Origin of the sequence: Pseudodesulfovibrio sp. lm2024 (assembly GCF_051175575.1) — a bacterium.
Taxonomy (GTDB): domain Bacteria; phylum Desulfobacterota; class Desulfovibrionia; order Desulfovibrionales; family Desulfovibrionaceae; genus Pseudodesulfovibrio; species Pseudodesulfovibrio caledoniensis.
Window position 1 is genome coordinate 3730293 of record NZ_CP195092.1, and the last position, 13443, is coordinate 3743735.

Annotated in this window: 16 protein-coding genes; 4 read left to right on the forward strand and 12 right to left on the reverse strand. The window is 62.4% G+C overall.

Features of this window, described 5'->3' with window-relative positions; translation table 11 throughout:
- Nucleotides 1-204 precede the first annotated feature (204 nt).
- The 3 genes from ACR42D_RS17420 to argJ all read right to left on the reverse strand — a co-directional run bounded on the left by ACR42D_RS17420 (nucleotide 205) and on the right by argJ (nucleotide 2861).
- Nucleotides 205-813, reverse strand: coding sequence for an HD domain-containing protein (locus ACR42D_RS17420; protein WP_484568051.1), 609 nt, complete (start codon nucleotides 811-813; stop codon nucleotides 205-207).
- The gene (locus tag ACR42D_RS17425; protein WP_484568052.1) at nucleotides 794-1519 is read right to left on the reverse strand and encodes a hypothetical protein; all 726 of its coding nucleotides are present in this window, start codon (nucleotides 1517-1519) and stop codon (nucleotides 794-796) included. Before ACR42D_RS17425 ends, ACR42D_RS17420 begins: the two co-directional genes overlap by 20 nt.
- 160 nt (nucleotides 1520-1679) lie before the next feature.
- Nucleotides 1680-2861, reverse strand: coding sequence for a bifunctional glutamate N-acetyltransferase/amino-acid acetyltransferase ArgJ (gene argJ, locus ACR42D_RS17430; RefSeq protein ID WP_484568053.1), 1182 nt, complete (start codon nucleotides 2859-2861; stop codon nucleotides 1680-1682).
- A gap of 99 nt (nucleotides 2862-2960) precedes the next feature.
- Here argJ and ACR42D_RS17435 point away from each other — a divergent pair, with 99 nt between their 5' ends.
- From ACR42D_RS17435 to ACR42D_RS17445, 3 genes are all read left to right on the forward strand, one after another.
- Nucleotides 2961-3707 (forward strand): sulfite exporter TauE/SafE family protein, encoded by a 747-nt coding sequence (locus tag ACR42D_RS17435; protein WP_484568054.1) that lies wholly within the window; start codon nucleotides 2961-2963, stop codon nucleotides 3705-3707.
- A 65-nt stretch (nucleotides 3708-3772) separates the two neighbouring features.
- Nucleotides 3773-4249, forward strand: coding sequence for a DUF3124 domain-containing protein (locus ACR42D_RS17440; protein WP_484568055.1), 477 nt, complete (start codon nucleotides 3773-3775; stop codon nucleotides 4247-4249).
- 163 nt (nucleotides 4250-4412) lie between these two features.
- Nucleotides 4413-5648, forward strand: coding sequence for an MFS transporter (locus ACR42D_RS17445; protein WP_484568056.1), 1236 nt, complete (start codon nucleotides 4413-4415; stop codon nucleotides 5646-5648).
- Between the two features lie 73 nt (nucleotides 5649-5721).
- Here ACR42D_RS17445 and ACR42D_RS17450 read toward each other — a convergent pair whose 3' ends face one another.
- Both ACR42D_RS17450 and ACR42D_RS17455 read right to left on the reverse strand, forming a co-directional pair.
- Nucleotides 5722-6075, reverse strand: a complete 354-nt coding sequence (locus tag ACR42D_RS17450) for a DVU0772 family protein (protein ID WP_484568057.1) — start codon at nucleotides 6073-6075, stop codon at nucleotides 5722-5724.
- Between the two features lie 72 nt (nucleotides 6076-6147).
- Nucleotides 6148-6570, reverse strand: coding sequence for a hypothetical protein (locus tag ACR42D_RS17455; protein WP_484568058.1), 423 nt, complete (start codon nucleotides 6568-6570; stop codon nucleotides 6148-6150).
- Between the two features lie 88 nt (nucleotides 6571-6658).
- Between ACR42D_RS17455 and ACR42D_RS17460 the strand changes: the two genes are divergently transcribed.
- Nucleotides 6659-7144 (forward strand): CinA family protein, encoded by a 486-nt coding sequence (locus tag ACR42D_RS17460; protein ID WP_484568059.1) that lies wholly within the window; start codon nucleotides 6659-6661, stop codon nucleotides 7142-7144.
- A gap of 820 nt (nucleotides 7145-7964) precedes the next feature.
- Here the strand turns inward: ACR42D_RS17460 and ACR42D_RS17465 are convergent.
- The 7 genes from ACR42D_RS17465 to ACR42D_RS17495 all read right to left on the reverse strand — a co-directional run bounded on the left by ACR42D_RS17465 (nucleotide 7965) and on the right by ACR42D_RS17495 (nucleotide 13346).
- A complete protein-coding gene (locus ACR42D_RS17465) occupies nucleotides 7965-8210 on the reverse strand; it encodes an Imm74 family immunity protein (RefSeq protein ID WP_484568060.1) in 246 nt (81 codons plus the stop codon).
- 245 nt (nucleotides 8211-8455) lie between these two features.
- Nucleotides 8456-8923, reverse strand: a complete 468-nt coding sequence (gene rnhA / locus ACR42D_RS17470) for a ribonuclease HI (RefSeq protein WP_484568484.1) — start codon at nucleotides 8921-8923, stop codon at nucleotides 8456-8458.
- Nucleotides 8924-8943: 20 nt separating this feature from the next.
- Nucleotides 8944-9450: a hypothetical protein gene (locus tag ACR42D_RS17475; RefSeq protein ID WP_484568061.1), complete on the reverse strand. Its 507-nt coding sequence runs from the start codon at nucleotides 9448-9450 to the stop codon at nucleotides 8944-8946.
- 185 nt (nucleotides 9451-9635) lie between these two features.
- Nucleotides 9636-10865: an ABC transporter permease gene (locus ACR42D_RS17480; RefSeq protein WP_484568062.1), complete on the reverse strand. Its 1230-nt coding sequence runs from the start codon at nucleotides 10863-10865 to the stop codon at nucleotides 9636-9638.
- Between the two features lie 212 nt (nucleotides 10866-11077).
- Nucleotides 11078-11779, reverse strand: coding sequence for an ABC transporter ATP-binding protein (locus ACR42D_RS17485; protein WP_484568063.1), 702 nt, complete (start codon nucleotides 11777-11779; stop codon nucleotides 11078-11080).
- Entirely contained in the window at nucleotides 11779-12867 is a 1089-nt protein-coding gene (locus tag ACR42D_RS17490) for an efflux RND transporter periplasmic adaptor subunit (RefSeq protein WP_484568064.1), read from the reverse strand. Before ACR42D_RS17490 ends, ACR42D_RS17485 begins: the two co-directional genes overlap by 1 nt.
- Nucleotides 12864-13346: a YkgJ family cysteine cluster protein gene (locus tag ACR42D_RS17495; RefSeq protein ID WP_484568065.1), complete on the reverse strand. Its 483-nt coding sequence runs from the start codon at nucleotides 13344-13346 to the stop codon at nucleotides 12864-12866. The genes ACR42D_RS17490 and ACR42D_RS17495 overlap by 4 nt, the downstream gene beginning before the upstream one ends.
- Between the last annotated feature and the right edge of the window lie 97 nt (nucleotides 13347-13443).

Here is a 13443-nt window from a genome sequence, read left to right on the forward strand (position 1 = left end):
TGTTCCTCGTGTTTTCTCCGTCATATGATTGGCTCCCCGCCCTTGGACGGCGCTCCGCGCCGCTCCGACAACCGCCGCCCGCCGTCGACAAACGGCGGGCAACGCATCATTCAATTAGGAATCTTTACCCAATATAAACATAAACGGCAAGGCCGTTAAATACATTTACTTATGGAATCAGGCCGGTTTCATGGCGCGCCGGACTCAGTCCTCCTCGGACTTGCCGTTCTTGCGCGCCCACCAGTCCTTGTCCGGTCCCAGGAACCACCACTCCTTGTGGTCGGTCTTCATCACGGTCTCGGCCAGCTCCCGGCCCCACTGCGTGCGCACCCGCTTGACCGCGTCCCCGAGCCACTGCCCGGCGTACTTGTTGCCGTGGTCCAGCTCCTCCTTCAGATTCAGGATGAAGTCAAGCTGGTCCGCGTCCTGGGCCAACTTGGCCTCCAGGGTCTCGGTCTCCTCCAGCTCCTTCCAGTACCCGAGGATCTCCTCGCGCATGCCCGTGCCCTCGGTGGCGTGCTCCAGCACCCGGGTGCGCTCGGACTTGTTGTAGATGTGGGCCACGTAGTTGAAGTCCCCGGTGCGCGCCTCGTGCAGGTCGTGGAACAGGCACATGTACGTGGTCCGGGCCACGTCAGCACCGGCCATCAAGGCCAGCACGTGGCCGATGACCGCCGTGCGGAACGAATGCTCGGCCACGTTCTCCGAGCCCGTGCCCAGAAACTGGTACCCGGTCCTCGGCGTCTTGCGCAACATGCCGCACTCGTTGAAAAAGTCTACAATCCTAGTCAGTCTATTCCGGTTTTTTATCATTTACACCCTTTCTTAGTATGAAATTCACCCCATCAACCTGGATAGTAACGAGTGTTGTATTGTCATCAGCTACAAAGAAAATTCGATTGCCAATCTTCGCAATATACTTAAGAGGGTAGTACCTCTCAGGCACTCCAAAATCACTTTTATATGCGTCTAAATATCTATATTCTTTTCTTTTAATAACATCATCTGCCTTAACTGTACCTAAGTAGTACGAAGACAAGAGAGGCAACATAGAAAAAAATGCTATGTATAATCCATTTATAAATTTCAATTTACTTCTAGATACAAACGCAACTACTACTGAAAGTAGCAGAATGATGGCAAGAATTGGTACCGTATTTTCTCCAATCCACCTATTCCTGAAAATTGTGATTGTCATCCCAAGGACACCGGCAAATCGAGCAACTTCATCACTATTTTCGCGTTTAACCACAAGCCTAAATAAGCGTGGGATCGAATACACGACGGCAGAATAGACGACAAGGGATAAAAAAGAGTAACCTGAAGGGATTATTGAGCTTTTAGCTATCTCAGAGACAGAATAAAAATCAATAAAATTCCACCCAAAAAAACTCCAATAGCCCTTTAAAAAAGCAAATGACAACAGGAACGAATATCCAAAGAGAACCGACACTCCTATCCGATAATATTCGCTAAACAGCTTGAGAGGCGTGAGCTCTTTGCTATAAGTCTCAGACATACTTCCCCCTAAAAAACATAGGGCTGCGACCGTCTATTCAAACAGAGTTCTAGATAAAATGGCTACTAAAGTAATCACATCTTCATACAGAACTAACCGAGTTCTTAGGAGTATTACTATATGTCACAACGACACTTAGAGGCATCAAGCAACGTAATAATCAACTGCGGTAGTCCGCGTTGATGGACACGTACTCGCGGGTCAGGTCGGACGCCAGGAGCATGGAGGAGCCCGGGCCGTCACCCACGTCGATGTGGATGACGATGTCCCGCTCCTTCATGATCGGGCCGAGCAGGTCGTCCATGTCGCCCGGCTCCGGAGTGCCGTCGCGGAAGACCAGCACGCCGCCGATCTTGAGGACCAGGTCCTCGGCCTTGAAGTCCGCGCCCGAGTAGCCCGCCGCGCAGATGATCCGCCCCCAGTTGGGGTCCGAGCCGAACAACGCGGTCTTGACCAGGGGCGAGTTGCCCACGGCCCGCGCCACCTTCTCGGCGTCCAGATCGTTCTTCGCGCCCGAGACTTCGATGAAGGCCACTTTCGTGCCGCCCTCGGCATCCATGACGATCTTGTAGGCCAGCTCCTCGAGCACGGCGAGCAGGTGCTTGCGCAGCAACACGTAGTCGTCCTCGGACTCGATGGCCACGCCCGATTCGCCGTTGGCCAGGGCCAAGACGCAGTCGTTGGTGGACATGTCGCCGTCCACGGTCACCCGGTTGATGGTCAGATTCACGCAGTCGGCCAGCATGGTCTGCCACGCCTCGGCCGAAATGTCCGCGTCGCAGGCCACGAAGCAGAGCATGGTGGCCATGTTCGGCGAGATCATGCCCGCGCCCTTGCACATGCCGAGCAGGCGGACCTCGCCGCCCTTGAGCTCAAAGGCGCTCTCGGCCAGCTTGTGCACCGTGTCCGTGGTCATGATCGCGCGGGCCGTGTCCTCGGGACCGGCCGTGGCCAGGCTCTCGCCGAGCGCGGGCATGACCGCGGCCCATTTATCCATATTGAACTGCGCGCCGATGACCCCGGTGGAGGCGGGCAGCAGTTCGTCGGCCGGGACGTTCAGCGCCTTGGCCGCCAGGTTCAGGGTCTCGCGGCAGTTGGCCCGGCCCTGCTCCCCGGTGCAGGCGTTGGCCTGGCCCGAGTTGACCAGGAAGCCGGACATCTTCCGGCCGTCGGCCAGCATCTCTTTGCACTGCAGCACGGGCGCGGCCTGGAACTTGTTGGTGGTGAACACCCCCGCGGCCACGGCCGGGGTGCGGCTGACGATGGCCCCCAGGTCGAGTTTGCCGGGTTTCTTGAACGACGCCGCGGCCGCGGCGAAGGTATATCCAACGGGTATCTTCATCGGGTTCTCCGGATGCTGTTTTCGAATCGACCACAGCCATAACGCAGAGACGGCCCGCTGAAAAGAGAGAAATGGTTGCCTCGGACCGTAAGCGGGCGTATGGCAGACGACATGGACCCGCTCACCCTCGCGCTGATCTTCCTGACCTTCTTCTTCGCCGCTTTCCTCAAGGGCACGGCCGGTCTCGGCTTCGCCACCACCTGCCTGGGCATCATGGCCGCCTACCTGGACATGCGCCTGGCCATCCCCCTGGTGATCATCCCCTCGCTGCTCTCCAACGCCCTGGTCATGATCGACGCGGGCGGATTCCTGCCCATCCTGCGCCGCTTCAAGTTCATGTTCCTGGCCGCACTGCCCGGCCTGGGGCTTGGCCTGTGGCTGCTGGGCGGCAGCTCCTCGGCCATGCCCCGTCTGGTCCTGGGCGCGGCCATGATCCTCTACGGCGGCGGCCAGCTGTGGGGCGGCAACCTGCGCCTGACCCAGCGCCCGCTCCTGGACTGCGCCGTGGGCCTGGTCACCGGCGCGGTCAACGGCCTGACCGGCTCGCAGATCATGCCCATACTGCCTTACCTCATGGCCCTGCCCATCTCCAAGGACGAACTCGTCCAGGCCATCAACACCTCCTTCACCCTGTCCTCGATCATCATGCTCGTGGGCCTGAACAAGCTCGGGCTGGTCTCCCTGGAGGTGGTCGTGATCTCCCTCGCCGGGCTGATCCCCGTGTTCCTGGGCATATACGTCGGCGGCAAGGTCCGGCGCATGCTGCCCGAGGCCACCTTCCGCCGCATCGTCTTCGCCCTCATCGGCCTGCTCGGCGTGGGATTGGTCATCCGCGCCTTCCTCTAGTCCTTGCCATCCGGGCCGAAAACGGCCTATTCTGCGACAAATCGGATATCCAAGGAGTCCACCCCATGCGCACCACGTCCCTTCGCCTGATCGCGGCCCTTTTGGCCGTGGCCGTCCTCAGCCTGCCCGCCCTGGCCGGGCGCAAGCTCCACGTGTCCAGCGGACAGACCGTGTACGTGCCCATCTACTCCCACATCTACCAGGGGCCCAAAGGCAAGCCGTACAACCTGTCCGGCCTGCTCTCCATCCGCAACGTGGACTACGACCACGCCATCACCGTGACCTCGGTGAAGTACTATGATGACAACGGCACCCTGGTGAAGGACCACTTCGTCGAGCCCGTGGTCATCGAGCCCATGGGCACCCGCGAGGTCTACGTGTCCGAACGCGACCTGTCCGGCGGATCCGGGGCCAACTTCACGGTCAAGTGGCAGGCCGAGAAAAACACCGCCGTGCCCGTGATCCAGGCGGTCATGATCGGCACCGCCTCGGGCCAGGGCATCTCGTTCGTCTGCGAAGGGGTGGCCATAGAGGAGAACTGACGCCGGACCGGCCGGCCCTCTTCCCTACTCCCGTCCACCGTCCGCGCCGCCCGGCCGATGCCGGAAAGCGCGTCTCCCATAGCATAATCCGTCGCCGCGCGACAAACCCGCCGCATGACCGTCGCGGGGAATGCCGCGAACCGCCGAGCCCGTTCGACAAACAATGAAAACCAGCGTCTTCACCAGTCTGTTCATCGCCACCGTGGTCGTCATGCTCGGCATCGGGGTCATCTCCCCCATCCTGCCCCTGTACGCCCACGGCATGGGCGCGTCCGGGCTGCAGATCGGCGCGATCTTCTCCGGGTTCGCCCTGTCGCGCCTGTTCCTCGCCCCGCTGGTCGGGCGCTTTGCCGACCAACACCGCAAAAAGCGCATCCTCATGGCCGGCCTGGTCCTGCTCATCGCCATCTCCCTGGCCTACGTGGCCGCCGACACGCCCGCCGTGCTGCTGCTCATCCGCCTGATCCAGGGCGGCGCGAGCGTGCTGGTCACGCCCGTGGCCCAGTCCTACGTGGGCGACATCACCCCGGTGGGCCAGGAAGGGAGGGTCGGCAACCTGTACTTCATGTCCATGTTCATGGGCATGGCCGCAGGCCCGTACCTGGGCGGCTGGCTGTGCGACGCTTACGGGATGGCCGCGCCCTTCCACGCCATGAGCGCTCTGTCCTTTCTCGCCCTGCTCCTGATCCTCTTCCTGGTGCCCGACGCACCGGCCACCGAGCCGAAGTCCGGCAGATCCCGGTCCGGGTTCAAGGGGCTGCTGCCCATCTTCCGCGACCGGCCCATGTGGGGAATCATGACCTACTTCGCCACGCGCGGCTTCTACCGCTGGGGGTTCAACTCCTTCTTCCCCATGCTGGCGGTCCAGGTCAACGGGGCCAGCGCCGCCGCCATCGGACTGGTCCTGTCCTCCTACATGTTCGCGGGCTCCCTGTTCCAATACCCGTGCGGCCTGCTGGTGGACAGATACCCCCGCCGCCGGGTCGCCTTCGTGCTCTGGGGCGGGGTTCTGGCCGCCCTGTCCATGCTCGCCATCGCCTACTTCCGGACCATGGTCATGTTCCTCGTCCTCTCCCTGGCCATGGGGCTGCTCAGCGCGGTGTCCCGGGCCGCCTGCATCGCCATCCAGACCGAGCGCGGTCGCATCCACGGCATGGGCGCGGCCGCCGGGGCGTTCACCGCCTCCATGAGCCTGGGCCAGGTCACCGGCCCCCTGATCCTCGGCCTGATCGTGGACCGGTCGGACATCCCCCTGGCCTTCATCGTGGCCGGGCTGGTCGGCCTGGCCGGAGCCCTGGCCGCCCCCTACCTGCTGCGCCAGAGCGGCGAGGGCCGCGCCGCCTCCCACCCCCGCCGCAAGACGCAGGAATCCCGCGACCACACCCTGCCAAGGGTATAGCCGCGGGATCGTTCATGCGGAGTTCCCATGTATCGGCAACGCGGGCCTCAACCGGCCCGACCGCCGAAATTCCTTAGGCGTCCAGCTCCTTCATCAGCCATTCCTTGATGGGCGGGGTCAGTTCCAGGATGCCCTTGATGCCCTTGATGTCTTCCAGCAATTGCCTGGCCAGGTCGTCCGGCAGCTTCTTGGAACAGAGGATGGTCGAGCCGTAGTTGTCCATCTTCATCAGCACCACCTTGGGCTCGGCCCAGGTGTCGATGGCGAAATACACGGAATACTCGCCGGACGTGGTCACCGGCGAACGCATGGCGTCGCGATAGTTGTTGTTGCCCCATTCCAGGTACAGGGTGACGGCATCCTCGTGGATCATGTCCCAGTTCACTTCGTTCAGCCACTGCTTGCAGGCGTTGCTGTCGTCGCTCATATTCCCTCCAAAAGATATTTATTCCGTATTTCTGATAATAAGTCTCATCTGGATTCTTGTCCACCCCGACGGTCACGGATCGATGCCGTTCTCCCTGTTCTGCCGGACCACCCAGGCCAGGACCGCGAAACCGGCCACCAGCATCAGCCCGGCCAGCTCCCGGACCCACAGCGCCCAGACCGCGAATCCGGCCGCCAACAGCGCGAACACCAGCCGCACCCGCTTCACCCGGTTCCACGGCGCGGCCGACCAGTCCTTCTCCCATTCCACGCCCCGGCGCGCGAACTTGAACCACCGGTTGCCCGGCGGCTCGTCCAGCTTCAACTCGAAAAAACCCGCGCCCAGCAGAATCAGCGAAGCGGCCAGCATAAGATAGCTGTGCGCAAGCAGCGTCAGGCAAAACAGGACCAGGGCCGCGCAATGCAGGCTCCAGTTCCATGGCTGCCGGTGTCTGATAACCGCGAGCGCGAACAATGACGAAGGCGTGACGCCCATGCTCCCTCCCGCCTTGACCATACAAACGACTTCGCCGTCATTGCAACCCAATACGGGTTTTTGTAGAATCTTGGGACGGAGGAACAACATGGATACCTATCTCATCTCGCGGGCCGTGGCCGAAGTGGGCGAATGCCTGCGTGTCGAAGACCGCTTCCTGGCCACCGCCGAGTCCTGCACCGGCGGCCTGCTCGCCAGCACCCTGACCGACACCCCCGGCAGCTCCGAATGGTTCGCCGGGTCCGTGGTCGCCTACTCCAACGCGGTCAAGAACAAGCTCCTCGGCGTGCCCGCCGATATACTGGAACAGCACGGCGCGGTCTCCGAACCGGTCGTCCTGGCCATGGCAAAAGGCGTGCTCGAAACCATCGGCGCGGACGTGTCCGTGGCCATCTCCGGCATCGCCGGTCCCTCGGGCGGCACGCCCGAAAAACCGGTCGGCACCGTCTGGATCGCCTGGGCCTGGCCCGGCGGCTCCCGCGCCAAACAGTACAGCTTCCAGGGCACCCGGGACCAGGTGAAGAACCAAACGGTCATGGCCGCCATCAACGGACTGTTGGGCGTGACCAAGTAGCCGGGTGAATGCCTCCGGCGGCCAGGGCGCTGCCCTGGACCCGGCAGGGAGCAAAGCCCCCTGCACCCCCATGTTCGCTTCGCTCAGGGGCGTGCGAACGTGAAAGGCTGGCGATGACGCCTTTCGCCTTGCCGGTGTGCGATTTCGATCAGAAAAAACGGATGAAACGGCGTGCTTCTTCACAGAAGAAGCACGCCGTTTTTTTCTGCCCGAAATCGCGGGTTGTTTTTTTTTTGGGGGAAGGGCGAAAAGCGGGAAGGTGAACCACGTTAGCCTTTGTCAGAAAACGCCGCTCAGCCAATCAGACGGGAACCGCCACCTAATTTGGGGGACACCTAGAGAATGGGGAAGGAAGAATTAGGGGGACGGAATTAGGCGGAATTAGGGGGACACCTCCCTAATTCAGGCGGAATTATGGCGGAATTAGGGGGACACCTCCCTGGAATTAGGGGGACACCTCCCTAATTCTCTTTCTTGGGCCAGGCTTTTTGGGTCTTACATCCTTCCCCAATATCGACTGCAATCTGTCGAAGAAGGGATTGCTTCCCAGAGGACGGCCTGTACGCCCATGTCCTCTTAACAAGTCACGGTCGCGATCACTGGTATCATCTGCCCAAAAAACCTCCCAATCCTCATCCTTGAAAAAGTCGGAAGGCGTCGGTTCCCACGCTGAATAATGTGGTGGGGTTCTCCTGGAACTACTATCCGTGAAATTCTTGGCATGCCACTTCATATCAACGCCACTTATTCAACGTCAACAATTAGGGAGGAGTCCCCCTAATTCACCCAGATTTACCAGATTTCTCCAAGCTACATGCCATCACGCAATCTCAACTATCGCATTCCATTTCTTCTCCATCTCAAGAACAAAATAATCAAGGATTGCTTGGCGCTCGTCATCGGTTAATGGCTGGTCATTGTAAGGAGGGTCCCATTTTTTTATCATTTCGCGAGACACCCAAAATACGGGCCGTTCACCTTTTGGCTGGAACCATTCGCCATAGATAGAAATTGTTTTACCGTCTACGGCACACATTATCTCGCCTCTACTTATACCTTCAAGCATGACACCACCAACAACGAGCTACTTTTCGGAATTAGGGGGAGGAATTAGGGGGACACCTCCCGGAAGAATTAGAGGGACATCTCCCTAATTCCGTCATGCCGCGTCCGCGCCTTCGCCGCAGGCGGCACAAAAAGTTTGGGAGATTCTTAAGAACCTTTTTCTCAAAAGGTTCTTAAGCGGGGTCCGGGGCAGCGCCCCGGCCGTCGGAGACGCCCGCCCGGCGAGGGCCCGCCGGAGGCATTCCCCTACTCCATACCCTCGTCGACCAGCAGGTCGCGCCCGGAGGCCGCGCCCCGCGCCAGGTCGTCGACGCGTTCGTTGAGCAGGTGTCCGGCGTGTCCCTTGACCCAGTGGAAGGAGACGTCGTGTTCTTCGATGAGCGGCATGAGGCGTCGCCAGAGGTCCTGGTTCTTGACCGGTTTCTTGGCCGCGGTCTTCCAGCCGTTGCGCTGCCAGTTCTTGAGCCAGCGCTGGGTGATGGCCTGCTGGACGTATTTGGAGTCGGTCCAGAGGTCCACGGTGCAGGGCCGGGTCAGGGAGGACAGGCCGGCGATGACGGCGAGCAGCTCCATGCGGTTGTTGGTGGTCCGCTTGTAGCCCTGGGCGAGTTCCTTGTAGTTGTCGCCGTTTTCGCCCTTGTACTCGCCGCAGATGAGGACCGCGCCGTAGCCGCCCGGGCCGGGGTTGCCGAGGCAGGAACCGTCCGTATACATAGTCACGCGATCACTCACGCTTATTCTCCTTGGTTCAATGAATCGAGTTTCTTGAGGATTTCCACCAGGACCTCCTGGATGGCCAGAGGCCAGTCGCCGTCCTTGAAGGCCGGGAGCAGGAAGGTGGTCTTGAGGGAGTCGATGAATTCCGGGCCGAGGGCCGAGCGCATGAGCGGCGGGAAGCGCAGTTCCGCCGCGTCGATGGCCGGGGCCAGGCCGATGTAGAGAGTCTTGTCGTCCAGTTCCGGGACCACGAAGTCGCCGCCGTAGACCTGGATCTTGCAGTTGAGCCCCCATTTGTCGCGCAGGGTTTGGGTGAAGGAGACGATCATCTTCTTCTGGTCCTTGGTCAGGGTGCCGGTCTCGTCGTACACGGCGCTCTGCTGGTTGAGGACCTCGACCACGTGCTCGTTGTTTTTCATGAACGCCCAGATGACGGCGGCGAAGACCAGCACGAGCGCCAGGGAGCGGATGACCTTTTCCCTGGGCGTGGAACCGTGCACTCGGGGGATGTTGATGCGGCGCATTTCCGTTTTCTAACGTGCGGAAAGATTTCAGGCAAGGGCGAAGGGAGGCTTCGGCTTCTTTGCCTGGGCCGCCGAGTCAGGTTCGAGTGCAAGGCGCAAAAACGGTTCAAGGCCGAAGCGTACCCGGCGTACGCGAGGGTTTGAACCGTTTGCGGCAACGCGGCAATCGGGCCTGGATCGACGGCCTAGCCCTCGCCGCGCAGGGCCTGGATGGGATCCAGGGAGGCGGCCTGGCGGGCGGGCTTGAGGCCGAAGACGAGGCCCACGGCCTGGGACCCGGCCAGGGCCATGAAGAACGCCTTCCAGGAGAACTGGATGGTCAGGATGTCGAGGCGCGACAGAAACTGCCCGAGCCCCAGGCCGAGGAACAGGCCGAGCACGCCGCCGAGCAGGGTCAGGGCGCAGGCCTCGACCAGGAACTGGAGCATGATGGCCGAGCTGCGCGCGCCCATGGCCTTTTTCAGGCCGATCTCCTCGGCCCGCTCCGAGACCGAGATGGAGAAGAGATTGGCCAGCACGAACCCGCCCACGAGCACGGCGATGCCCGCGGTCACGCCCAGGAAGATGGTCAGGCCGCCCTTGAAGAACGCCAGGAACTTGAGGATCTCGTCGGCGGTGACGATGGAGAAATCGTCGTCCTCCTCGGGCGCGAGGTGGTGCAGGCTCCGGAGCAGGGAGCGCAGGTTCTCGGTGTGGGCGGCCATGTAGTCCGGCTCCACGAACTTGACGCGCAGGGCCCGGAAGTATTTGCGGTCCATGTTGTAGCGCTGGACCAGGGTGGACAGTGGGATGACGATGCGGTTGTCCACGTCGCCGCCCCCGCCCGAGGTCACGCCCCGGTAGGAGAGCTTGCCGATCACCTGGAACGGGATGCCGGAGATGTACACGACCCGGCCCACGGGCGACTCGTCGCCGAACAGTTCGCGGGACGGGGTCTCGCCGAGCAGGGCGACCTTGGCCCCGATGCGCTCGTCCTCGGCCGACAGGTCGCGGCCCTCGCTGAGCGGCCAGTTCCAGGCCTTGGAATAGCCCTGGGTGGTGCCGATGATGACCACGTCGTGGTAGGTGCGGTTGCCCGCCCGGACCGGCTGCCCGTACTTGGCCCGCATGGGCAGCACCTGGTACGCGCCGGGCAGGGAATCCCGGATGCGTTCGGCGTCCTCGCGGCTGAGCGTCAGGGTGCGCATGCCCACGGCCCGTTTCTGGAAATTGCCGCCGAAGACCAGGGCCGCGTCCGGGCCGAACATGTCGACCATGTCCACGGCCATGCGGTTGGCCCCGTCCACGGCCGTGACGATCAGGGTCAGTGAGGCGATGCCGAAGGCCACGCCCAGGACCACGAAGATGGAGCGCAGCTTGAAGGCCCAGACGGCCTCCAAGCCCATGCTTGCTACTCTGGTTATGGTCCGCAACATGATTTCGACGTTCCTTGCGCCCTTGACCCCCTCTCCATTCCCGACCGGCTTGCACCGCTTCGCCAAGGGCGGGAGGGATTCCGGGCCTGTTCATCGTTGCCGTTCAATTCTTTCCGCCAATCCAACCCGCTCCGCCCTTCCGCTCCCGTACGCGCCTGCAGAAGGCACCCAAGAAGTTTGGAAAGGGAGTCCCGAGGCATTCATCTTCTCTCCTACACCTTCACATCCTCGGCGATGCGCCCGTCGTGCAGGCGGATGATGCGGCCGGCCTCGCGGGCCACATCCTCGTCGTGGGTGACCAGGACGATGGTCTGCCCGGCCTGGTGCACGTCGTGGAAGAGCTTCATGATCTCGCCCGAGGTGTTGGAGTCCAGCTGCCCGGTGGGCTCGTCGGCCAGAAGGATTCGCGGGTCGTTGAGCAGGGCGCGGGCCATGGCCACGCGCTGCTGCTGGCCGCCGGACAGGCGCGAGGGCTTGAAGTGCATGCGGTCGGCCAGCCCGACGCGCTCCAGAAGATTCTCCGCACGGGCGGCCAGCTCGGAGCGCGGCTTGCCGGAGTAGAGGCCGGGCAGGATGACGTTCTCCAGCGCCGTGGCGTAGGGAATCAGGTAGAAGGACTGGAACACGAAGCCCAGGGCGCGGTTGCGCAGGTCGGACTGCTCGTCGTCGTCCAGGTTGGAGGCGTCGCGGCCGAGCAGGTTGTAGACGCCCGCCGTGGGCCGGTCGAGCAGGCCGATGATGTGCAGCAGGGTGGACTTGCCCGAGCCGGACGTGCCCTGCAGGGCGATGAACTCGCCCTGGGCCACGTCCAGGGTGATGCCCTTGAGGACCTCGATGCCGGGGTCGGACTCGTCGCCCTTGCCCTGAAGGAAGGTCTTGGTGATGTCCCGGAGCGAGATGGCCGACTGGGTCATCACAGCCCCTTCTTGCCGACCTTGGCGCCGGGCAGGACCAGCTGGGTGGCGACCACGTCGCCCTCGGACAGCCCCTTGAGGACCTCGGAGCGCTCCAGGCCGATGAGGCCGAGCTCCGGGGCGACCTCCTCGGGCTGCTTCTCGGGGTCGGTCACCCGGAAGCAGACCTGGCGGTCCTTGACCCACTTGAGCGCGTTGTTGGGCACGGTCAGGACGTCGTCCTTGGTCTGGACGACGATCTTACACTGGGTGGTCATCTCCGGGCGCAGGAAGTCGGCCTGCTCACGGGTCACTTTGACCAGGGTGCGGTAGTAGACGATGTTGTCGCGGATTTCGGGCTCGGGATAGATGCGGTCCACCGCGCCCTCGAAGACCTTGTCGCGGTAGGCGTCCACGGTATAGCGCACGGCCAGGCCGGGCTTGACCCGGCCCACGTCGGTCTCGTCCACGTAGATCCACATCTCGAGCTTCTCGGGGTTGAGTACGGTGATCAGGTTGGACACGGACAGCCCGGAGACGATGGTCTCGCCCTCCTGGGCGGCCACCTGGCTGACCACGCCATCGATGGGCGAATAGATGCTGGTGTAGGAGAGCTGGACCTCCAGGGTGCGCAGCTTGGCCCGGGCCGCGGCCGCGCTGTAGCGGGCCATCTCCGCGTCCTGGGTGGCCACGTCCAGGGAGTCCTGGGCCTCGAGCTTCTTGCGGACCAGGGTCCGCTTGCGGGGCAGGTTCTTCTCCATGTAGTCGAGCTTGGCCAGGGCCAGGTCGAGGTTGGCCTTGGCCTCGGCGATGCGCGCCTGAAGCTCGCGGGCGTCGATTTTGGCTATGAGGTCGCCCTTCTTGACGTGGTCGCCGACTTTGACCGGCACGGACTCGAGCACGCCGGTGGCCTGGGCCCCGATCTTGACCTGCGCGCCCACCTGGGCCTTGACGATGCCGGTGGCCTCCAGGACCTTGGCCACGCCGCCCCGGGTGACCTCGGCGGTCTTGAGGACCTTGATACGGTCCCTGGACTGCCCCGCGGTGAAGTACCAGACGCCGCCCCCGGTCAGGAGCACGGCGATGAGGATGAATATGAGCTTTTTCATGTCTGCTTATCTTTGTCCTGTTGGATTTCCCGTCGCAGCACGGCGGAGAAATCGGCGGGTTTACGCGGCTTGCGGCCGAACAGCGCATCGCGGAACGTCGCGGCCCTGAAGGAGTAGCCGCAATCGCCCGGAAGGGTGCCGCCCCTGTAATATAGCGACTTGGACGGATAATTTCTACATAAAGCGGGCCGGGTGTCGTGGGCGGTGCACAGGTTGTCCTCCCCGAGCAGGGCGCAGTCAAAGAGCAGAAAGCCCTGGTCGCCGCGCCCGGCAGGGCGGAACCGGACGTATTCCGGGGCCTCGGCCACCAGCCTTTCGTACTGGGCCATACGGCGCAGCCAGCGCCCCCGGTCGCTCAGATGGATGGACCGGCAACAGCCGCCGCAGCATTGGCACCGGCCGACCACCTCCACCTCGCGGCGCAGGACGCGGGAACGCGTCCGGCGGAAGAGCCCGGTCAGAAAATCGCGCAAGGACATGGGCGCGGGCTCCGAAATATGCCCGAATCGATCGCGTTCACGGTTTTTCCTCCGGCTTTTCTTGACCTGTCCCGGCAATATGCCTACTTCTGTTCAT